The organism is Ruminiclostridium papyrosolvens C7, from assembly GCF_000421965.1.
Lineage (GTDB): Bacteria > Bacillota > Clostridia > Acetivibrionales > DSM-1351 > Ruminiclostridium > Ruminiclostridium papyrosolvens_A.
In genome coordinates, this window is record NZ_ATAY01000063.1 from 252857 (window position 1) to 274282 (window position 21426).

Sequence of the window (21426 nt, forward strand, 5' to 3'; positions counted from 1 at the left end):
TACTCCTTCGATTTTGTAAAGGGCCTGTTTTATAGCTGCTTATTTAAGCAGCCCCAGTTTCTTGGCAATGTCGAGGTTAACCATCAATACATTGACAGTTTCTTCCCCAAAAAATCCTAGAAACTTATCTTCTGTATTAGCTTCGACTATGCCCTCCAGTGTTTCCTTTGATAAACCAGTCGTTTTAACCAGAGCCGGTATCTGAACTGAAGCCGCTGCGGGACTGATATGCGGGTCAAGTCCTGAGCCGGATGCCGTCAATAAATCCGTAGGAATATCCTGTTTCTTTACGGACGTATTTGCTTTCAGGAACTCAGCAATATCGGCTTCCACACGTTTGACAAGATCCGGATTTGTCGGTGCGTAGTTTTTTGAACCGGAGCCAACTCCAGTATAATCGCCGCTCTCTTTATCCTTCTGTGTATATGTGTTGTAATTCACAGCAGAAGGACGGCCTTTCATAAACCGGGCATCTGAAAAATCCTGACCCACAAGTTCAGAACCGACAGACTGACCGTTTATAATAATCATGCTGCCATTTGCCTGCTTAGGCAGGATTATCTGGCTTATTCCAGTAAGCAACAGTGGATAAACCACTCCGCATATCAGAAGCAATGCTATAGTCACCAAAAATGGCTTTTTTATTCCTTTCAAAAATGAACTCATTACATCAGAACCTCCTATTCTTAAACACAAAGTATCAACAGCGGCATTTCTCGCTGTAGACTTCTTCTCCTAATAGTTTGTTTACAGATTTTATAAATGCACTATAGCCCCTGTCTTTGTCATTTTTGTGCGAGGCTGACCTTGACAGAATTTCCTCGGCATCTTCTTCAGATAAATCAAAACAACCCTTCAGAATAGCTTTGACATCGCTGGAAGATGCTCCATAAACAAATTCTTCAGCTGCCTTATAGACCTTTTCATTCTCATAAAAGCCCGAATGGTTAAAGTAATAGTAATCCCGTATTTTCTTGTAGCCGAAAATAATTACAATGACAATGGAAATAAGACCGACGTTCGCTAAAAAACTTTCCATAAAACGACCTCCCTTCAAGTAAAAACAATTCCCGCTTCATTACTGCTAAAGCCCCAAAGATGCCAGTATCGGAGTAATGACAATATCAATCAACTTTATCCCAGCAAAGGGTACAATGACACCGCCTAGCCCATAAATCAGCATGTTGCGGGACAACATCTTTTCCGCTCCCATGGGCCTGTATTTGACACCCTTCATTGCAAGCGGGATCAGCAACGGTATAATAATAGCGTTAAAAATCAAAGCAGCAAGAATAGCACTGTAAGGCGTGGACAATGCCATGATGTTCAGCACCCTCATTTGTGGAATGACAGCCATAAACATTGCGGGGATTATTGCAAAATATTTTGCGATATCATTGGCAATGCTGAAGGTTGTCAGTGAGCCTCTTGTAATCAAGAGCTGTTTCCCTATTTCTACTACATCCAGAATCTTGGTAGGGTCCGAATCCAAATCCACCATGTTCGCTGCTTCCTTTGCTGCAGAGGTACCACTGTTCATGGCAATACCCACATTTGCCTGTGCCAGAGCAGGAGCGTCGTTAGTGCCATCTCCTGTCATGGCTACAATCTTTCCCTCTGCCTGCTCGGCTTTAATCGCTTTAATCTTATCCTCCGGTTTACATTCTGCAATGAAGCTGTCCACACCGGCTTCCTGTGCTATGGTGGCCGCTGTGAGCGGGTTATCTCCTGTACACATAATAGTTTTAATTCCTATGGCACGTAGCCTTGCAAAACGCTCTACCAATCCCTCTTTAATAGTATCCTTTAAATAAATAACCCCTAAAATCCGATTTCCTACGCACACTACCAAAGGAGTTCCGCCTAATTTGGCAACTTCATTGACTTTACTTTCTAAATCCTTTGGAATAGAGCCACCATGTTCCTGTACATAATTTTGAATAGAATCGGAAGCGCCTTTACGTATCATAGTGCCGTCGGGAAGATTGACTCCGCTCATACGTGTCTGGGCGGTAAACTCCTGAAATTCCATACCTAGTATTTCCTCTTGATGCTTTCCGCTTAAGCGTTCTCCAAGTTCTATGACCGATTTCCCTTCGGGAGTATCATCTTTTAGTGAACTGATAACGGAATAATACATAAGCTCCTGTTCATTTGAATTACCTACAGGCATAAATTTCGAGGCCTTACGGTTTCCATAGGTGATGGTACCAGTTTTGTCAAGGATCATGGTGTCTACATCACCGCATACCTCCACAGCTTTGCCGGACATAGCAATGACGTTAAATCGTGTAACACGATCCATACCGGCTATGCCTATGGCAGAAAGCAGACCACCGATGGTTGTGGGAATCAGGCAAACAGTCAGTGCAACCATTGTAGAAATTTGCAAACGAACGCCGCTGTATGCTGCGATAGGGTAGAGACTGACAATTACAATTAAGAAGATGATGGTAAGGCTGACCAGCAAAGTATTCAATGCAAGCTCGTTGGGTGTTTTTTTACGAGTTGCACCTTCCACAAGAGAAATCATTTTATCCAGAAAAGATTCCCCCGGATTGGATGTAATGCGAATTTTCAACCAGTCACTGGCAACGGTTGTTCCACCTGTGACCGATGCAAAATCTCCGCCGCTTTCTTTTAATACCGGTGCAGATTCACCGGTAATTGCTGATTCATCCACCGAGGCAATGCCTTCGATTACCTCTCCGTCATTAGGGATTAGTTCCCCAGCTTTAACAAGCACAACATCGCCCTTTTTTAATCCACTTGCACTTATGATGGTTTCCTTGCCATTACTGTTCAGAATACGGGCCTGCATATCCTTTTGTGTCTTTTTCAAGCTTTGTGCCTGCGCTTTGCCTCGGCCCTCAGCTACCGCTTCTGCAAAATTAGCAAAAAGCACAGTAATCAAAAGAATTGCCGATACAATTGCATTGTATAACCGCAGATTGTTTCCTTCATCTCCAAACAGGTTCGGGAAAAAACAGAGTAGTAACGTTACAATAAAACCTATTTCTACCACGAACATAACGGGATTTCTCATCATGTATTGTGGATTCAATTTCTTAAATGCTCCGAGAATAGAGGATTTAAAGATATCCCCTGTTAATAATTTTGTTTTCTTTTCTTCACTCATGAAAATATCCTCCTTAACTCCACAAGTTCATATGCTCAGCAATAGGGCCAAGGACTAATGCCGGGAAGAACGTCAGCGCAGCAATAATTATAATGACCATGAGCAGTGATATGGTAAATGTCCTTGTATTGGTTCTTAATGTTCCTATTGATTCGCTGACCGGTTGTTTTAACATCAACGAACTTGCAATGGCCAGCGATATGATAATGGACAGGTAGCGTCCAAAGAACATGACCAACCCCGTAGTGATATTCCAGAAATAAGTGTTATCTGCCAAGCCCTCAAAACCGGAGCCGTTATTGGCAGCTGAGGAGGCATATTCGTATACTACCTGAGTCAATCCATGATGACCGGAGTTGGTGATTCCAGCTAAACCAGCCGGTACAGCAAGAGCTAACGCTGAAAAAGCTAAAATAAGTAGTGGATGGATGATTATTCCCAGTGCAGTAAGCTTCATTTCCTTGCCTTCAATTTTTTTGGCCAGATATTCAGGTGTGCGACCTACCATAAGCCCACAAATAAATACCGTCAGAATTACATACAGAATCATATTCATCAGCCCGACACCCTTACCGCCGAATACAAGGTTAAGCATCATATTCATCAACGGGACTATGCCACCCAATGGTGTAAGTGTATCATGCATATTGTTAATACTGCCTGTAGTAAAAGCTGTTGTTACGGTGGTAAATAGTGAGGATTGAGCAATTCCAAAGCGCATTTCCTTACCTTCCATATTACCCATACTCTGGCTTAACCCAGCCTTCTCTAGTGCCGGGTTTCCGGCTTGCTCCGCCCCAAAACAGACAGCAATACCCACAACAAAAATGATAAGCATAACGGCAAAGATAGGTTTGGCTTCACTGCCAAACAGAACCCTCTTTTTCTCAATGCCTCTTTCAGTCTCCTTCTTACGGCTACGGACCATAAGTCCGAACATTACAACGCAGGCTCCCGGCAAAATCATCATGGAGAGCATTTCAATCATATTGGTAAGAATGTTTGGATTCTCAAAAGGGGTGGTTGAGTTGGCTCCCAGGAAGCCGCCACCATTGGTTCCCAAATGCTTGATTGATTCTAATGCAGCAATTGGCCCCATAGCGATGTCCTGAAATTTCCCTTCAATTGTCTGAACAGTTGTATTCGGAGACAGATTCTGTACTACCCCCTGTGACACAAGCACAAGCCCGATCATAAAAGAAAGCGGAAGTAGAACACGTGTCGTAATGCGAACAAGGTCTGCATAGAAGTTGCCCATTGTTTTTGTTTTGCCTGCAAAACCACGGATAGCTGCTATGGCAACAGAAAAGCCGGTAGCCGCTGATGTAAACATCATAAAGATTATCACCAGCATCTGGCTCATGTAAGAAAGGCCGGATTCTCCAGAGTAGTGCTGGAGATTTGTATTCGTTATAAAACTTATTATTGTGTTAAATGACAGACTTGATTCCATGCTTCCGATACCGTTTGGGTTTAAAATCGGAAGGGATTGAATTCTCAAAATAAGATATCCAACGAATACCATGATAGCATTAGTAGCTAGCATGGCTATCGCATACTGCTTCCAGTTCATTTCTTTTCTATCTATACCGCATATACGGTAAATCACATTGTCCATGCGGTCAAAAACAGGGTCTGCAAAGGTGCGTTGACCAAGCGCAATATGGTATAGGTATTTCCCCATTGGAAATATGACGGCAATAAACACTGCCAAAAATATAAGTACTTGTAGCATTTTTTCTCCACCTTTCCGTTAAAACTTTTCGGGATTTACCAATGCAAATACCAGGTATGCTCCCAAAGCTACAATTAAAATTCCAAGAAACAGCATAAAACCCTCCTCCTTTATGATTTCTCAATCTGACACCCGCACCAATCGGTAAACAACTTGGTTGATATAAAGCACACTGCCAAGATACCAATCATTAAAAAATCCATATGTACTTCCTCCTTATTGATTATTTCTGACTCAGTGTATCATTTCTGTTATAAATTTAGGGTTAGGGTTTCTATCGGGGAATTAAGAAAATATTAAGATACCCTTTTGAATTAGTTTTCAAGGTCAAAAAAAACTAATCCATGCCTTTTAATCAGACATGGATTAGTTTTAATTTAAAGCTCATTCAATCCAGATTTATGAGTTCATATCACAGGAATTGCCATCATCACTTACCCGAAGCATCCTGTAGCCGACACCGATATGGGTTTGAATATACTTTATCTGTGATGGTGTTTTTTCTAATTTTTTTCGCATGGTTGCCATAAAAACACGAAGGGCGGGAATGTCACTGGCATAATTGCCCCAGATTTCATGCAGTATAAAATTATGTGTCAGCACTTTTCCAACATTCTTTGCAAGAAGGCACAGGAGCTTATATTCTATGGGAGTGAGGTGTATTTCTTCTCCGTCCAGCCATGTACAGCCTGCCGCATAGTCAATTTTCAAGTTTCCATTAATAAATATTGACGCATCTCTTTGTAACTTTTCACTGTCATACCGAACTCTCCTGAGGCTGACCCGGAGCCTTGCCAGTAATTCTTCCACACTGAACGGTTTAGTCAGGTAGTCATCAGCCCCGGCGTCCAACGCATCAATTTTATCTCTATCTTCACTTCGCGCACTTACCACAATAATAGGCATGTTAGACCATGCCCGCACTTTTTTGATAATATCTACACCATCCATGTCCGGAAGTCCTAAGTCCAATATCATAATGTCCGGCTGCTTGGAAACAGCCTCAAAAATTGTGCCTTCACCCGTCCCGGCTGTATGATATCTGTATCCTTGTGTTTCTAAAGTGGTTGTAATCAACTTGGAGATTGCTTTATCATCCTCAACCACAAGAATTAAGGGTTTGTTCATGTACGGTCACCTCCTCGGCCTGCAATGTAAAGCAAAATACAGTACCCTGTGGGAAATTATCCTTTACATAGATATTCCCTCCATGGGCATCAATAATAGATTTACACAGGTAAAGTCCCAACCCAAGACCACGCCTGCTATCACCTCGGATGTTATTTGCCGTATAGAACATGCCAAATAGCCTTTCCTTCACTTCGTCTGACATACCGGGCCCATCGTCGGCAACTTCTACAAGTACCATTTTGTCTTGATGTTTTGCTGAAACAGTAATATGAGATCCCATTGGTGTATATTTAATGGCATTGTCTACAATATTTATCAAAACCTGTATAATCAACCGGGATTCCATTTTTGCCATGAGGAGCTCGTCATCTAAGACGGTCTCTATTTTATGCTCCACGCTATTCCTGTTTATATGAAGCAGTGCCTCTGCAATAACTTCTTCCAGTAGCTCAGGCTGCATATTTAAATTTAATGTGCCATTATCAAGCCGTGTAATAGAAAGCAGATTTTCTACCAGATTGATTAGCCATATGGAATCATCATAAATATTAGTGTAAAGCACATTTTTCTGTGTTTCACTTAGCACTTTAGAATTTCCCATGAGAACACCCGCATTGCCAGATATGCTGGTAAGAGGGGTACGTAAATCGTGAGAAATCGCCCGGAGCAGGTTGGTACGAAGCTGTTCCTGCTGGATCTGTATAGAAATTTGTTTCTGTGTTTCGTTGAGTTGCTCTTTTTCCAGTGCCAAAGCACATTCTGCAAGCATAGCAATAGTCAGACTCTTTTCAAAAGACTCCAAAGGAGCTTGTTTATCCATAACAATTCCCACCACAGCAAGAACCTCTTTACCACCGCGTACTGCAAGATAGAGACATTTAGCAGCTGAAAGTGTGTTTGTGGTGTTCCCAGCACGTTTATTGTTCTTATATACCCATTCTGCTACTGCGCGTTCATCCGTTTCAATATACGCCTGTGAATTAGCCGGCAACTCTTCATTTTGGAAAACCAAAGGTTCTGATAGGGTATCCTGCTGTGCAGAATAGATAATTACGGTTCTGTCCAGCAGCTTTACCAGTTGGTGTGCAGTTTCATTTAAAATATCTGATTTATCTTTTGCCTGCTGCAACTTGCGGCTTGTTTCTAAGAGAACCTCTGTACGGTAGGCTTTTTGTGCTGATTGGTAGGCTTGTTCCTTGACCCGCTTTGTCAATGTACTTGTGATTAAGGAAGCTGTAAGCATGACTAAAAATGTCACAGGGTAACCCGGGTCAGTTGCCTGGAAAGAAAAGCGGGGCTCTGTAAAGAAATAGTTAAATATGAGGACACTTAATACCGATGATACAGCGCTGTATATTCTTCCTCTCGTAACTACCGCATTTAATTGGATGCCAAGAATATAAACAGTTATTATATTTGCTATGCTAAAATCCCAATAAGTAAACAGAAATCCTATCAAGGTACAGATTAACAACAAAGCTACTGATTTAGCAGTATCGACTAATGACGGATTTGATGGCCTTTTAAATTTAAAGTTTATATGGGAGGAAGGCTGCAAATCAGGAATGATATAAATATCAATTGTTGGTGCCAAAGCCCCAAGTCTATCAACAAAGCTAGACTTTATAAACCATCTTCTTATGCGGCTGGAGCGCCCCAGCACTATTTTTGAAACACGGCTTGCCTTGGCATATTCTGCGATTTGCCCGAGAATATCTTCTCCGTATACAGTGGCAATTTGTGCACCGAGTTGTTCTGCCAGTCTAAGATTTTCTCTCAGGGCTGATTTGTTTTTATCCTTCATTTCCTTTGTTTCCGGGGTCTCCACAAACAACGCCGTAAACGCACCGTGAAAAGCATCCGCCATTCTCGCGGCAGTACGGATGACCTTTGTGTTGGATGGAGCTGACGACAAGCAAACTAAAATATGCTCATTAGTATAAGGGCTGCTATTCCTTGACGGTTCACTGTTTTGAACTGCGACCCGGTTTACCTTATCTGCTGTGCGACGTAGGGCGATTTCACGCAATGCAACCAGTTTTTCTTTGGTAAAAAAATTAGAAAGTGCGCGCTTCGCCTGTTCTTCACCATAGACCTTTCCTTTATGCAGTCGTTCAATCAGATCATCCGGCTCTATATCCACAAGCTCGATTTGATCTGCGCTGTCAAATATGCTGTCCGGGATGCGCTCGTTCACACTAATACCGGTAATAGACGCTACAACATCATTCAAACTTTCGATATGTTGAACATTGATTGTTGTATAAACATCAATTCCTGCCCGCAGGAGTTCCTCCACATCCTGATATCTTTTTTTATGACGGCAACCTGAGGCATTCGTATGTGCCAGTTCATCCACCAGAATAAGCTCAGGCCTTCTTCTTATTGCAAGATCAAGGTCAAATTCTTTTAATACAACACCTTTGTAGGATACTTCAAGAGAAGGAATATTTTCAAGCCCATCTAAACGTGCCATGGTTTCAGGTCGGGCATGTGGCTCAATGTACCCTGCGACCACATCAACTTCATTTTTTATTGCTTCATGGGCGTCATTCAGCATGGCACAGGTCTTTCCTACACCTGCGGCATAACCAAAGTATATTCTCAGCCTGCCGCGTTTTTTTTCTGACGGAATGGTGGAAAGCTGCTCAAGCAGAGAACCTGAATCTGTTTGCTTGATTGCCATTGAAATACGCCCCTTTCTTTATATAACTTTTTTAACCTTAGTATAACATAAGCAAAATCAGCATAGCATTATAACTTTACCTGTAGCATTAAGATTGTATTAAGATAATATCAAAGTAAATAAAACTGAGAGTTCATCTTTGCATCTATATGAATTTTCATAACAGGTTGCATACAAATTAGCTGTATGTTAATGCAATTTTTATGTTACTGATTTTACCTTTACACTATCTTGATTAAAAATCATCTATAATATATTACTTAGGTTTCATTAAAAAGATTTGTCCACCAGCTCAAATGGCAAAGCAACTCATTTATGAGCCTAATTCTCTTAAAAGTAGACTATCATATAATAATAGATTTATTGAGGTGACTTGAGTATGCAGCTTGTTTTAAAATCTTTAAAAGACCAGAATTTTTGTCATAAATGCATTATATATTTATTAACGCCTAAATCGTCAGTGGTATTTTTGTATAATCATTGCACCTTGCGTCAGGGGCTGGAAAAATTGAGGTTTCATATATATACCGCTATACCTGTAATTTCAGAGGATGGGAGTTATGTAGGAACAGTCAGTGAAGGAGATTTTCTGTGGCATATGCTGGATAGTGGTATGTATTCTATAAAATCACAGGAAGATTATTCAATTTCTGATATACTCCGAATTGGCTGGATTCCCGCAGTAAAAATTAATGCCACCATGGACGAACTTCTTCTTCGTATTATAGACCAAAACTTTGTCCCGGTAGTTGATGATAGAGGAAAGTTCATTGGGATAATTACCAGAAAGGACATAATAAAGTGCTATCCCAATTTAATAGAAAAAATCAAACCTTTTACATATCTTTAAATTTTGTCTCTTAATATATTATTTATGCGGTCACTTTAACCCTAACACTAATTTAATTGAAAAGCAATTATAATAAGACCTGTACCACCGGACCGTGTGTACTTAGTGACTCTGAAAGGAAGCGATTTAATGAGTATAAACCCTTTGGTTTTAATTATTGAAGATAATGATAATATACGCAATTTTGTATCAATAGTTTTAACCACACACAACTTTAAGGTAGATAAAGCAAAAACAGGGAAAGAAGGCCTCTCCTTGTTTACATCCCATTCCCCGGATATTATTCTTCTTGACTTGGGACTGCCGGACATTGATGGTTTAGATGTATTGAAAAGAATACGTGAAAAATCGAGTACACCAATTATAGTAAACACTGCACGTAGCAATGAGCAAGATATGATAATGGCACTTGATTTAGGTGCGGATTATATTAAAAAGCCTTTTACAACCAAGGAATTGCTTTCCCGGATACAGACGGCAATTACAATGCAATTATAAGTTAACCATAATTATCACATTGGATACACAGTATTTATACAACCGAAAAATGATTATGGAAAACAGGAAAGGGCCGCTGCCAATGAAGAATTTTTTCACTGTGCAACAGCCCTTGTTTACAGTACACCTTATTACAACTCATCAATTTTAGAATAGCGGTACAACTGCTCCCTTATACTTTTCTTCTATAAACTTCTTAACCTTTTCGCTTTTAAGAGCATCCACCAACGCTTTTATATCCTCTCTGTTCTCGTCACCCTTACGGATAGCAAGAATATTGATATATGTCTTTGCAGCTACTGAATTAGCTTCCTCTTTTGCGAGAGCATCCTTTTCAACATTGAAGCCTGCCTGCAATGCATAGTTTCCGTTTATAACTGCCAACTCCACATCAGGCAAAGTTCTTGCCAGCTGAGCGGCTTCCAATTCCTTGATATTAATATTCTTTGGGTTTTCCGTAATATCCTTTACTGTTGCCTTCAGGCCCGAATCAGGATTTACTTTTATCAGCCCGACTGTTTGCAAAAGTAAAAGTGCTCTTGCTTCGTTTGTGGTGTCGTTTGGAATGGCAATAGTTGCTCCCTCAGTGATAGCATCAAGTGACTTTATCTTCCCGGGGTATATTCCCAAAGGTTCGTAATGGATTCCCGCTGCGGATACCAATTCTGTCTTATGTTCATCATTGAAATTGTCCATGTATGGCTTGTGCTGAAAGTAGTTTGCATCAAGTGTTTTGTCCTGTAATGCAAGATTTGGCTGAACATAGTCAGTAAATTCTTTTATTTCAAGCTCATATCCTTTGTCCTTAAGTACGCTTTGAACCTCTTTAAGTATCTCTGCATGAGGTGAAGGCGATGCTCCAACAACAAGCTTTTTGGATTGGGATCCGCAGCCGGATAATATACCGGAGACTGCAAATACCGTTGTAAGTAATAATGCAAGTAATTTTTTCTTCATTTTGTGACCTCCTTTTTATATTGAATGTATTAACTTTGTTTTCTTTTATCGCGCTTTCTGGCTATTCCTGTTCCCGCTTCCTGTGCTACCTGTACAACGATAACAAGCAGTGCAACGGTAATAAACATTATGTCATTTTGGTACCTGTAATAACCATAGCGTATTGCAATATCGCCGAGTCCTCCGCCTCCTACTATTCCTGCCATTGCAGAATATCCAAGTATTGTTGTGGTTGCTATTGCAGCCCCGGTAATAAGGGATGGTACTGATTCAGGCAACATGACCTTACGGATTATCTGAAACGGGCTGCAGCCCATTGACACAGCCGCTTCTATAACACCCTTGTCAACCTCCTGAAGAGAGGATTCCACAAGTCTTGCAATAAAAGGTGCTGCCGCTATTACAAGGGGTACCACCGTAGCAGTTGACCCGATGGTAGTTCCGATTAGTGTTCTTGTAACTGGCATTACGGCAATTAATAATATAAGAAAAGGAATTGAACGAAGCAGGTTTACTATTACGTTCAGAACCTTGTTTAGTTTGGGTATAGGCAGGATTCCGCTGTTTTCGCTTGTAACAAGCAGTACTCCCAGTGGAAGACCTATCACATACGCTGCAAATGTAGAAAGCAATGTCATATATACTGTTTCAAGAAGACCTTTGGATATCATTATCCACGTTGAACTATCCCACATGGTCAAAAACCTCCTCTACCGCAAGATTTCTTTCTTTCAGGTAATTGATTATTTTTTCTGAGGTCAGTTGATCCTCAGGAAGCTGTATAACCATCTGACCAAATGCTTTCCCATCTATATCACGCATGTCAGCAAACATTATGTTAACAGGCGCTCCGCAATCCAATATCATTCTGGCAACAACAGGCTCATAAGAGGAACTGCCGTCAAATACTATCCTGCAGCAGCGACTTCCGATATCTCTTTCATTTTTATTGCCATTCGGGAAAACCAATCTTTGAGCCGCATGTGTCTTTGGGTGTGAGAAAACCTCAGATACCTTTCCCTGCTCTGCAATGCCGCTTTTATCTATGATTGCCACATGTGAGCATATCTGTTCAACTACACTCATCTCATGTGTAATTATTACAATGGTAATTCCAAGTCTGCTGTTAATATCTTTCAGCAAGGAAAGGATTGATTTTGTAGTATTAGGGTCAAGTGCAGACGTAGCCTCATCGCACAGCAAAACTTTAGGGTTTGTTGCTAATGCCCTGGCTATTGCAATCCTCTGCTTTTGTCCGCCTGACAGCTGGGACGGGTAGGCTTCGGCTTTGTCTGCCAGATCAACAAGTTCCAGCAGCTCTTCTGCACGCTTCAAAGCATCTTTTTTATCTATACCTGATATTTCAAGAGGAAACGTTATGTTCTCTATTGTCGTACGCTGCATCAGAAGATTAAATTGTTGGAATATCATTCCCATAGACTGGCGGACTTTTCTTAATTCCTTTTCATTGAGACCTGCCAAATCTACCCCATCTACTACTACCCTTCCGCCTGTGGGCTTTTCAAGATAGTTTATACATCTAACCAGAGTGCTCTTTCCTGCTCCGCTCATTCCGATTATTCCAAAAATGTCGCCCCGGTTGATTGTAAGATTTACATTTTCAAGTGCTTTAACTTCATTTGTTTTTCCTGAAAATATTTTTGTAAGTCCTTCTATTTTAATTACAGGCTTGCTGTCCATTATATATTCACCTACCTGTTAGAATATATTCATACTATTCATATAATTCATATATGTATTCTATTGTTTTCTTTAGTATAATGGCTGTTTCCAATATTGTCAATGTTATTTTTTACTATTCCAATGGAACTGCTTGGGAATAAATGTGAATAAAAACTAAAAATATTGACACATTATAAAGTATGTGGTTCAATAAAACATATATAATTAGTATGAAATGGGAGGTAATTATGCGAATTTCGTCAAAGGGCAGATACGGGATAGCATCTATGATATGTGTTGCACAATTAGGCAGAAACGGTGATTTTGTTACTGTAATAAGCATTTCGGAAAAACTTGGAATATCAAAAATATACCTTGAACAAGTTTTTTCGCTTTTAAAAAGGTCAAAGCTTGTTACTTCAATCAAAGGGTCTCAGGGCGGATATCAACTGGCTAAACCACCAGAAAAAATTACAGCTTATGATATTTTGCAAGCAGTTGAAATAAGTTTGTTTGAAAAGACCGAGCGTTCCGTTTCCCAGCAGGCAGAGGGAATTGAGAAATCAATAACTGCTTTGGTCTGGAACAAGATAGATAAATCAATTTCCGAAGTTCTCAAGAATACTACTCTCACCGATCTTGTTGATGAAGCAGAAAGAAACCCGGAAGATGATTCCTTTATGTTTTATATCTAGTTTGGTTTACTGCTGCAAAAATCCTGTTGTACCACGTAATTATTGCAGCAGTGTACCCTGACGTTTTTATAATGTTAACCCTTCATTCATACTGCCTGTTCTATAGCCTTTTAAATCTAAAGCAGTATACATAAAGCCTATTTTTTTAAATTCAGAATAAACCTTTTCTCTTATTCCATTATCAAGAAATTTCAAGAACTGTTCCTGTCCTACTTCGATTCTTGCTATATCACCATGGAACCTTACTCTCACCTGTTTAAAACCCAAGTCCATGAGTAACTGCTCTGCCCTGTCTATCATTCTGAGCCTTTGGTGAGTAATTTTTTCTCCATATGGAAACCTGGAGGAAAGGCACGCAAATGCAGGTTTATCCCATGTATTAAGACCCATTTCCTTTGAAAGAAAACGTATTTCGTCCTTTGTAAGCAGAGCATCCCTCAGTGGGCTAAGGACACCATGTTCACTAACTGCCTGAAGTCCGGGTCTGTAATCTCCCAAATCGTCATGGTTGGAGCCTTCCAGAATATGTTTTACATTTTCCTCTTTGGCAACCGTCTGAATTTTATCATATAACTCGTTTTTACATAAATAACAGCGGTTAACGGGATTATCTGAGAACCCTTCAACATCCAGCTCCTCTGAGTCGATTATCCTATGTCTTATACCAAAGCTTGCAGTAAATTCCTTTGCCTCATTCATCTCTCTTTCAGGATATGTGGAAGAATGTGCCGTTACCGCTACAACGTTTTTTCCAAGTACATCAAATGCTACCTTTAATAAAAAGGAAGAGTCCACTCCGCCGGAAAAAGCTACGGCTGCACTTCCCAATGATTTTATATTAGTTTTCAGAAAATCAAGTTTATCAAATACGCTCATAATATCCTCCCGGAAATATTATTCCTAGTTATCCTATATAAATTATAATGATAATACAATAATCGGATATTCGTGTCAATTATTTTTTCCACTTGGCCAACGCATCTGCAAGAGCTGAATTTATACTTTCGTCCTTTTCCTGTTGTCTCATAAATCTAGCAACATCCTTCTTGTCTACCTGTTCACCCTTGCGCTTCTTAAAGGCATCCAGCTTCTCCCTGTACCCGCAGGAACAGTAAAAGGATTTATTCTCGCCTTCTCCCCTGATTTCCATCTTCTTGTGACATTCAGGGCATCTGGCATTTGATATTACGGTTACCGATTTTCTATATCCGCATTCTCTGTCAGGGCAGACATGCATTTTCCCCTTCTTGCCGTTTACTTCCAAAAGGTATTTTCCACATTCGGGACACTTTTCCCTTGTTACATTATCGTGTTTGAACTGCTCCGAGCTTGCTATGACTGCTCCCACCAATTTTTTTGCGTAATTTTTCATTTCACCTACAAATGCATTTGAGTTGACTTTACCTTTGCTAATCAATGAAAGCTGTTGCTCCCACTTTGCTGTAAGCTCGGGAGATTTCAGGTCAGCCGGAACCAGGGAAATAAGTTGCGTTCCCTTTGAGGTAGGATAGATTTCCTTGCCTCGTCTTTCTATATAGAAGGTATTAAATAGCTTTTCTATTATATCTGCCCTTGTTGCAGGCGTACCAAGTCCGCTGGTGTTTTCCAGAGCTTCTTTTAACGCTTTATTGTCTACAAATTTCCCCGGGTGTTCCATTGCAGAAAGTAAAGTGGCCTCGGTATACCTTGCAGGCGGCTTAGTTTTTCCATTTATTGCTTTAGGTGCAACAACTTTTGCCTTATACCCTTTTTGAATATCCGGCAATGACTGGTCATTATCGTCTTCATCACTGTCTTCATCCAGTTTTCCAAAACCGTCATAAACAGTTTTCCAGCCCGATGACCTGACAATTTTTCCTTTTGCATAGAAGCTTTCTCCTGCGACATCAAGCTTTACCGTAGTCTGCTCATATTCAAAGGGCTGGCTTAGTATTGCTATAAATCTCTTGACTATCAGGTCATATATATTTCTCTCTTCTGGATTCAGTGAGGACAAATCAACAAATTGTTCTGTTGGTATTATAGCATGGTGGTCTGTAACCTTGCTGTTATCTACAAACCTTTTTGTAACACTTATTCTGTTTCTCATAACTCCCTGCACAAGCTTTGCGTAGGGGCCTACTGCTATGCTTTTCAAGCGTTCGTTCAAGGTCGGTACAATGTCATCTGTTATGTACCTGGAATCTGTTCTGGGATACGTAACCAGCTTGTGTGACTCATAAAGACGCTGCATTATATTGAGGGTTTGTTTTGCTGAGTATGAAAACTTTTTGTTTGCATCTCTTTGCAGCTCTGTCAGGTCATAAGCCAATGGAGGCAATTCTTTCTTGGTTTCTTTTTTTACTTCAACCACTTCACCCATCTGCCCTGTTATTTTTGCTACTATTCCGTCTGCTTCTTCTTTGTTGAAGGTTCTGGTCTGATTGGTTCTACTATCCTGCCACTGTACCGAAAATCCGTTAAATTGTGCAGAAATAGTCCAGTAGTCTTTTGGCCTGAACTTACGAATTTCCTCTTCTCTTTCAACAATCATGGCAAGAGTCGGTGTCTGTACTCTCCCTGCTGATAGCTGTGCGTTGTATTTGCAGGTCAATGCTCTGGTGACGTTAAGCCCAACCAGCCAGTCGGCTTCAGCCCTGCTCTGTGCCGAATAATACAGGTTGTCGTATTCGTTGGAAGGTCTTAATTTTGCAAAACCTTCCTTTATGGCTTTGTCAGTCTGAGAAGATATCCAAAGACGTTTAGTGGGCTTTTTAAACCCTGCTTTCATTATAATCCACCTGGCAACAAGTTCTCCTTCTCGCCCCGAATCAGTTGCTATTACAAGCTCGTCCACATCGGCCCTGTTCAGTAGCCCTCTGACTACACCGTACTGTTTTGCGGTCTGCTTTATTACAACAAGTTCCATTTTGTTTGGAAGCATTGGCAGGTCTTCCAGATTCCATGTCTTGTACTTGTTACCGTAAGCCTCAGGGTCTGCAAGGGTAACAAGATGCCCCAAAGCCCAGGTTACGATATATTTTTTTCCCATTATATAACCATTGGCATTCTGTCCGCAGTTTAAAACTTTTGCCAAGTCTCTTGCTACCGAAGGTTTTTCTGCTATTACTAATGTAAAACCCATATTTTATGTCAATCCTCCTAAAACTCGTATATTTCTGATGGTGTCTCTCCTCCGACTTTCTATAAAAATCAAAGGCACAACTTGCTCTAACTTATTATAGAGTTTATAATAACAAAAAATAAAGTAAAATAAAAATATTTAATTTAAGACACTCAGCATCATTGGGTGAAAAGACTACCGTTAATTAATTCACAAAGTCGATTTGTTTTATATCTAAAAACATATTTATTCCCGTATAAAGCTCAAACATATTATTAACAATTAGGTTTGGGGATTCTTGCTCCAAATCCGCTTGTGAAAATCCTCCCCACGTAACAGCAATGCTTTTAACTCCTGCATTCTTTGCGCATTTTATATCGTTCTTCGCATCACCTATCATTAATGCACTATTAGCATCTATATCCAATTGATTTAAAATATGGATTAAGCTATCCGGGTGGGGTTTTGGATGCTTTACATCATCTGAACATACAACAATTGAAAAAAACTTTTCCATACAAAATTTCTCAAGAATCTCCAAGGTTCTCACTCTATCCTTACCGGTACATAGAGCACAGATGACCTTATCATCTTTAAGCTTTGTAAGTATTTCTCTTATCCCCGGATAAATTTTTATTGTACCGACTTTTTCTTGACTAATCCTTCTATAATGTTTAACCATTTCCAGCGGTAAATTCATGTTTTTAAATATATTTTCCAGACTGTTCCCACTATGGCTTAGAAATTCTCTAAAAGAAGGAGTTCCTTTTCCAACAACTATTTTATAGCTTTCTTCAAGTGCCTGTTTTTGAATATCCAAAGAGTTAATAATAACCCCATCGAAGTCAAAAATAGCTGCTTTTCTCATATTATCACCTATCTCAGTATTTTAATTTTAGCCTTGTGCTATCTCATTTGACTGAAAAAAAATGAGCTTAACCCCTAACTGCTGAGTTAAACCCTTTTAGCGTAGTTCAATATCAAATTTATAATATTAATTATTTCAGATATTTTTTTAACTCTAAAGATATCAACATCGAATACTGATAAAATCTAAATAGTATCCAGCTTTGAAAAAACTGGGATATTCGCATTTTCTACTATCCATACGCACCCTATAAATCCAAGTCTTATTTTCTTTTCCGAAAAAGTATCACTACCTTTTCAATTCTTGGTGAATAACTTTTCCAAGCTTATTTTTGGGGATACAATCAGTAAATATTATTTCGTTAGGAATTTTGTGCTGACTCAGTTTTTCAGAACAAAAGCTTCGAATCTGGCTCTCAGTAACTCCATCTCCTACAATATATGCGCTGACTCTTTCTTCTTCGTTCTGATTGATATATCCTGTAACCATACATTCCCTGACCCCGGTTAATTCCATTAATACTTCTTCAACTTCATAAGGATTTACTTTCTTTCCTCCAACATTAATAAGCAATTTTTTTCTTCCTTTTATATACACATAGCCATCAGAATCCTGAACAGCAATATCGCCCATTGCGAAAAAACCATCCTTGTCAAAAGGCGGTTCAGATATACCAAAATAAGCTTTAAGCATACCGTCGCATTTAACCATTATTTCTCCGGTTTCACCAGTGCCCACTTTTTCCCCGTTTTCATTGCACAGCTTGATTTCCACTCCATCCATAGGCTTTCCGATAGAAGTATAGGTCAACGGATCAAGACGTGATACTAGCGCACCAGTCTCTGTACTCCCATAGTTGCTTAATAAAGCTACTCCATATTTCTCCTTGAACTTATTATAGACCTGTTCTTTAATTGGACCTGCCCCAACCAGTGCAATACGAAGAGAAGACAAATCATATTTCTGGTCAGATATTGTATTGCATATCAAACTGGCCATAGCCGGTACTAATATGAAAAATGTAATACTATTATTTTGAATTATTTTTAACACTTTTCTTGGAACAAAGCTGTCAATAGTATAAATACAGCTTCCGGATACAAAAGCTCCCATAATTGCAGCCCCAAGTGCATATGAGTGATAAAGTGGAGATGCACTTAGAACCCTTTCTTGAGTGGTGATAGAAAAAGTGTTCTTAAAACTCAGGCCTTCACAGGTTAGTCCGTGAAGGGTACGAATACAAAGCTTTGGTGCACCGGTTGAACCTGAAGTAAGGTGCAATATTCCGGTGTTATTTGAATCAGATATATTTACAGCATCTGCATACTCCAAGCAATTATAAAATTCCCAGTTTTCGTATGGAAATATTGTTGCGCCGGTTAAATTTATCACTTTTTCCAACTCATCCTGTTTGATGTCATCGGGAACAGGTATAACCCAGCACTCAACTGATAGAAGACTTAGTAAAGCAATGATAAAATCAACTTGTCTGCTAATTTTAACTATTACTTTTTGCATTGGTGTGAAACCATATTTTTTTAGTGTAACGTTATTACTTTTTATATAATTATACAGCTCTTTGTATGTAATGGTTCTATCTTCGGCAACTACAGCAAAGCTGCTTGGGTTGCTATCTGTGTATTCTTTAATATAATCAAATAAGTTCATCATAATTAACCTTCGAAAATTTAATTATAAAAGCAAGTTGTGGGACACTTATTGTTAAAAATGTTTAGCTTGATTTTCTCTTCAAATTCCTCTGAGTTTGAAGCAGTATTCATTATAGCTATACCTTTTTTAAGGAATTCCAAATCCCGTTTTACCATATCCAGAGTGTGGCCTCTCCCAACTAATTTTATATGAGTAATACCACTCCTCATTAACTTATGCATTTTGCATATTCCACAGCCCTTTTCAGCAAAATTGTATGTATCTGCCCTGCGTTTGGAAAGGTTATAATAGGAGCTCCTATCTACAATATCGGTTTTACTGGCTAATTGATTTCGTAATTTTAAAACATGATAGATATCTTTGTATTTTGTAGAATTCTTGTCTATGCGTACTGTTTTTGTAGGCAAGTGGCATGAATGAGGTATCTCATCACAATGGACAGTATTGCAAAAGGCCCCCAGGAACATACACCAGTCATTCAATATGAAGGACTCATATTCCTTTTTATTGCCGGTTTTATACTGCTCTATGCTTGCCCTTATATTATCTATAGACTCCTTACCCGGAAAAATAAACCGCTCTATATTTAACGGTTCAAAAAAGTTTAAAGTATAATGGTTTAAAGCACCGCATTCTCCGCTTAAATGGATATTGCAGTCTATATTTTTCTCCCTCAAATAGCAGATTAATGCCACATCTGCAATAATAAAGGTATTTATTCCGCAGTCCTGTAACATTTTAATCAGATTAACAATTAAAGGGTATTGCTCTTTAATGTAATACAAGGAATTTAATGTTACTTTAACATTAACCTTGTAAGTTTCCATCATTTTTTTTAATATTCTAACTGAACTCAAGGTACATATATTACAATTATCCAATAAATACTCACGACGATTTAAAGGCATTGTTACGTTATACTTGTCCAACCATTCAAAAGGTAATATCCCGCAAAAAAACTCATCAGCACCAGCTTCTACCAGTGGAATATAATAATCCATATTCGATAGTGGAGTTACTACTTTCAAATTCATCACTCCTTCAAAACTACATTTATATTAATTACAAATTAAGTACTAATCTGTCATAGCCCTGATTCCATAAATCTTCCAATAATTCAGCACCAGTTATAACCTCACGGTTAAATCCGAATATACTGTTACCTTTTCCTACCATATATAGATGTTCGGGGTAAAGATATACAAATTCATTACAAAATTGAGGACAGCTGGCAACTACCCCCTGTTTGGTTCGGTTATAAGTTGTACATTCAGCATTGAGTGGGCAGTATAGAGATGAATTAGTCTGAAAATACGGAAAGTGAAAACTTAGCCCTCCACTAAATTTATCAGGCCTATTATTCCGGAAATCAAACTCAATTCTTTTGATTTCCAGTTCTTGCAAAAAATTTGTAAAGTGACTCAGGTTCAAACTATTTTCTTCTAATTTGTCTTTTACCTTGTCGATTCCCCACTTCCAAGGTATTTTTGTATCCTTGAGTTTCTTATTTATCATTCTGCCGTATGCCAGGGTAAACTTGGGAAAATGTGTATTTATATAATGCAGCATCCCCCAATCATTGATTACTAATTCTATTGTAATCTCCTTTTGTTCCTGCCATTGATATAAAAACTCTATTACCTTTTCCATAGAGTTTACATTATCTTCCCTAATAAACGAAAACACAACAGTAATCCCCAAATTCTGCTGCCAGGCCTTTTCAAGACAATTTTCAAGTAAATCTATAGACGGAAACAAGTTACAGCAGAATTCACTTCCGATATATACACGTTTAAATTCGGATATAATCCCATGGTTTTGTAAGCCCTTCTCTTGCAATCTTTCAGCAAACATTTTATCTGCCGGACACTCTAAAAATTGATGATATAGCTCATTATTATCAAGAGTGAAGCATAATTCAAATTTCTGTGAAAGTTTTCGGAAACGTTGGTTATCTTCAGTAGTAACAGATACCTGAAACCACTTTTTCTCCTGTTCCTCCCAGTCTGTACAGAAATTTTTATCGTTTTCCTTAGGATAAATTGGATTAGGCTCAACTATGGTTTTTAATGTTTCAATATCACCGGCACCCTTTACATTGTCATCTATGAGAAATAGCTTCTTCATACAGGTAATATATTTTTGCGAGGGTCTGAGCAGTTCAATTTTATATATTACCGAAAAGGGTTTTTCTTGAAGTTCAATTATCCTTATCTCTGAAAAGGAAAAGCTCATATATTGGAATGTTTGAAAATCGAATACCTTTAAATTAAATGAAGATATATCAGGAATTTTTTCATCCGTCTCAAAGGTAATTATTTTCTCATCACTCTCTATTATCCTCACATCTTTATCATTCATAAAACCGATTATAAACGCAGCTGGTAATGTTTTGCTCATATTCAAACTC

The 21426-nt window shown here is 39.0% G+C and carries 19 protein-coding genes; 3 read left to right on the top strand and 16 right to left on the bottom strand.

Annotation, left to right across the window (positions count from 1 at the left end; all coding sequences use genetic code 11):
* Positions 1-39 precede the first annotated feature (39 nt).
* The 7 genes from L323_RS34315 to L323_RS34340 form a co-directional block, all read right to left on the bottom strand.
* On the bottom strand, positions 40-666 hold the full coding sequence (locus L323_RS34315) for a K(+)-transporting ATPase subunit C (RefSeq protein ID WP_020816197.1): 627 nt from the start codon (positions 664-666) through the stop codon (positions 40-42).
* Positions 667-700: 34 nt separating this feature from the next.
* Positions 701-1039, bottom strand: coding sequence for a hypothetical protein (locus tag L323_RS34320; protein WP_020816198.1), 339 nt, complete (start codon positions 1037-1039; stop codon positions 701-703).
* A gap of 45 nt (positions 1040-1084) precedes the next feature.
* Positions 1085-3139, bottom strand: a complete 2055-nt coding sequence (gene kdpB / locus L323_RS34325; protein ID WP_020816199.1) for a potassium-transporting ATPase subunit KdpB — start codon at positions 3137-3139, stop codon at positions 1085-1087.
* Between the two features lie 13 nt (positions 3140-3152).
* On the bottom strand, positions 3153-4874 hold the full coding sequence (gene kdpA, locus L323_RS34330; RefSeq protein ID WP_020816200.1) for a potassium-transporting ATPase subunit KdpA: 1722 nt from the start codon (positions 4872-4874) through the stop codon (positions 3153-3155).
* A gap of 18 nt (positions 4875-4892) precedes the next feature.
* The gene (gene kdpF, locus L323_RS42130) at positions 4893-4970 is read right to left on the bottom strand and encodes a K(+)-transporting ATPase subunit F (RefSeq protein ID WP_081665718.1); all 78 of its coding nucleotides are present in this window, start codon (positions 4968-4970) and stop codon (positions 4893-4895) included.
* 303 nt (positions 4971-5273) lie between these two features.
* Positions 5274-6002: a response regulator gene (locus L323_RS34335; RefSeq protein WP_020816202.1), complete on the bottom strand. Its 729-nt coding sequence runs from the start codon at positions 6000-6002 to the stop codon at positions 5274-5276.
* Positions 5974-8691 carry a sensor histidine kinase gene (locus tag L323_RS34340; RefSeq protein ID WP_020816203.1) on the bottom strand — a complete coding sequence of 906 codons (2718 nt, stop codon included), beginning with the start codon at positions 8689-8691 and terminating at the stop codon, positions 5974-5976. The genes L323_RS34335 and L323_RS34340 overlap by 29 nt, the downstream gene beginning before the upstream one ends.
* Positions 8692-9070: 379 nt before the next feature.
* Here L323_RS34340 and L323_RS34345 point away from each other — a divergent pair, with 379 nt between their 5' ends.
* Positions 9071-9541: a CBS domain-containing protein gene (locus tag L323_RS34345; RefSeq protein ID WP_020816204.1), complete on the top strand. Its 471-nt coding sequence runs from the start codon at positions 9071-9073 to the stop codon at positions 9539-9541.
* Between the two features lie 129 nt (positions 9542-9670).
* Positions 9671-10039 (top strand): response regulator, encoded by a 369-nt coding sequence (locus tag L323_RS34350; RefSeq protein ID WP_020816205.1) that lies wholly within the window; start codon positions 9671-9673, stop codon positions 10037-10039.
* A gap of 147 nt (positions 10040-10186) precedes the next feature.
* Here the strand turns inward: L323_RS34350 and L323_RS34355 are convergent, their stop codons facing one another.
* From L323_RS34355 to L323_RS34365, 3 genes are read right to left on the bottom strand one after another with little or no spacing between them, the layout of a single operon-like run.
* Positions 10187-10996 (bottom strand): MetQ/NlpA family ABC transporter substrate-binding protein, encoded by an 810-nt coding sequence (locus tag L323_RS34355; protein ID WP_020816206.1) that lies wholly within the window; start codon positions 10994-10996, stop codon positions 10187-10189.
* Between the two features lie 29 nt (positions 10997-11025).
* On the bottom strand, positions 11026-11691 hold the full coding sequence (locus L323_RS34360) for a methionine ABC transporter permease (RefSeq protein ID WP_020816207.1): 666 nt from the start codon (positions 11689-11691) through the stop codon (positions 11026-11028).
* Positions 11681-12697: a methionine ABC transporter ATP-binding protein gene (locus L323_RS34365; RefSeq protein ID WP_020816208.1), complete on the bottom strand. Its 1017-nt coding sequence runs from the start codon at positions 12695-12697 to the stop codon at positions 11681-11683. The genes L323_RS34360 and L323_RS34365 overlap by 11 nt, the downstream gene beginning before the upstream one ends.
* Positions 12698-12927: 230 nt before the next feature.
* Here L323_RS34365 and L323_RS34370 point away from each other — a divergent pair, with 230 nt between their 5' ends.
* Positions 12928-13374 carry an RrF2 family transcriptional regulator gene (locus tag L323_RS34370; protein ID WP_020816209.1) on the top strand — a complete coding sequence of 149 codons (447 nt, stop codon included), beginning with the start codon at positions 12928-12930 and terminating at the stop codon, positions 13372-13374.
* 66 nt (positions 13375-13440) lie between these two features.
* Here L323_RS34370 and larE read toward each other — a convergent pair whose 3' ends face one another.
* The 6 genes from larE to L323_RS34400 form a co-directional block, all read right to left on the bottom strand.
* A complete protein-coding gene (larE, locus tag L323_RS34375; protein WP_020816210.1) occupies positions 13441-14250 on the bottom strand; it encodes an ATP-dependent sacrificial sulfur transferase LarE in 810 nt (269 codons plus the stop codon).
* 79 nt (positions 14251-14329) lie between these two features.
* Positions 14330-16498: a DNA topoisomerase III gene (locus L323_RS34380; protein WP_020816211.1), complete on the bottom strand. Its 2169-nt coding sequence runs from the start codon at positions 16496-16498 to the stop codon at positions 14330-14332.
* Positions 16499-16682: 184 nt separating this feature from the next.
* The gene (locus L323_RS34385) at positions 16683-17345 is read right to left on the bottom strand and encodes an HAD family hydrolase (protein ID WP_020816212.1); all 663 of its coding nucleotides are present in this window, start codon (positions 17343-17345) and stop codon (positions 16683-16685) included.
* Between the two features lie 288 nt (positions 17346-17633).
* Complete coding sequence (locus tag L323_RS34390; RefSeq protein ID WP_020816213.1) at positions 17634-19016, bottom strand: class I adenylate-forming enzyme family protein; 1383 nt, start codon at positions 19014-19016, stop codon at positions 17634-17636.
* A gap of 17 nt (positions 19017-19033) precedes the next feature.
* Positions 19034-20044, bottom strand: coding sequence for a U32 family peptidase (locus L323_RS34395; protein ID WP_020816214.1), 1011 nt, complete (start codon positions 20042-20044; stop codon positions 19034-19036).
* 34 nt (positions 20045-20078) lie between these two features.
* Positions 20079-21416 carry a hypothetical protein gene (locus L323_RS34400; protein ID WP_020816215.1) on the bottom strand — a complete coding sequence of 446 codons (1338 nt, stop codon included), beginning with the start codon at positions 21414-21416 and terminating at the stop codon, positions 20079-20081.
* Positions 21417-21426 lie beyond the last annotated feature (10 nt).

Excerpts from the sequence above, each read along its gene's own strand:
- L323_RS34315 (WP_020816197.1), bottom strand. The coding sequence starts at position 666 with ATGAGTTCATTTTTGAAAGGAATAAAAAAGCCATTTTTGGTGACTATA.
- L323_RS34320 (WP_020816198.1), bottom strand. The coding sequence starts at position 1,039 with ATGGAAAGTTTTTTAGCGAACGTCGGTCTTATTTCCATTGTCATTGTA.
- kdpB (WP_020816199.1), bottom strand. The coding sequence starts at position 3,139 with ATGAGTGAAGAAAAGAAAACAAAATTATTAACAGGGGATATCTTTAAA.
- kdpA (WP_020816200.1), bottom strand. The coding sequence starts at position 4,874 with ATGCTACAAGTACTTATATTTTTGGCAGTGTTTATTGCCGTCATATTT.
- kdpF (WP_081665718.1), bottom strand. The coding sequence starts at position 4,970 with ATGCTGTTTCTTGGAATTTTAATTGTAGCTTTGGGAGCATACCTGGTA.
- L323_RS34335 (WP_020816202.1), bottom strand. The coding sequence starts at position 6,002 with ATGAACAAACCCTTAATTCTTGTGGTTGAGGATGATAAAGCAATCTCC.
- L323_RS34340 (WP_020816203.1), bottom strand. The coding sequence starts at position 8,691 with ATGGCAATCAAGCAAACAGATTCAGGTTCTCTGCTTGAGCAGCTTTCC.
- L323_RS34345 (WP_020816204.1), top strand. The coding sequence starts at position 9,071 with ATGCAGCTTGTTTTAAAATCTTTAAAAGACCAGAATTTTTGTCATAAA.
- L323_RS34350 (WP_020816205.1), top strand. The coding sequence starts at position 9,671 with ATGAGTATAAACCCTTTGGTTTTAATTATTGAAGATAATGATAATATA.
- L323_RS34355 (WP_020816206.1), bottom strand. The coding sequence starts at position 10,996 with ATGAAGAAAAAATTACTTGCATTATTACTTACAACGGTATTTGCAGTC.
- L323_RS34360 (WP_020816207.1), bottom strand. The coding sequence starts at position 11,691 with ATGTGGGATAGTTCAACGTGGATAATGATATCCAAAGGTCTTCTTGAA.
- L323_RS34365 (WP_020816208.1), bottom strand. The coding sequence starts at position 12,697 with ATGGACAGCAAGCCTGTAATTAAAATAGAAGGACTTACAAAAATATTT.
- L323_RS34370 (WP_020816209.1), top strand. The coding sequence starts at position 12,928 with ATGCGAATTTCGTCAAAGGGCAGATACGGGATAGCATCTATGATATGT.
- larE (WP_020816210.1), bottom strand. The coding sequence starts at position 14,250 with ATGAGCGTATTTGATAAACTTGATTTTCTGAAAACTAATATAAAATCA.
- L323_RS34380 (WP_020816211.1), bottom strand. The coding sequence starts at position 16,498 with ATGGGTTTTACATTAGTAATAGCAGAAAAACCTTCGGTAGCAAGAGAC.
- L323_RS34385 (WP_020816212.1), bottom strand. The coding sequence starts at position 17,345 with ATGAGAAAAGCAGCTATTTTTGACTTCGATGGGGTTATTATTAACTCT.
- L323_RS34390 (WP_020816213.1), bottom strand. The coding sequence starts at position 19,016 with ATGATGAACTTATTTGATTATATTAAAGAATACACAGATAGCAACCCA.
- L323_RS34400 (WP_020816215.1), bottom strand. The coding sequence starts at position 21,416 with ATGAGCAAAACATTACCAGCTGCGTTTATAATCGGTTTTATGAATGAT.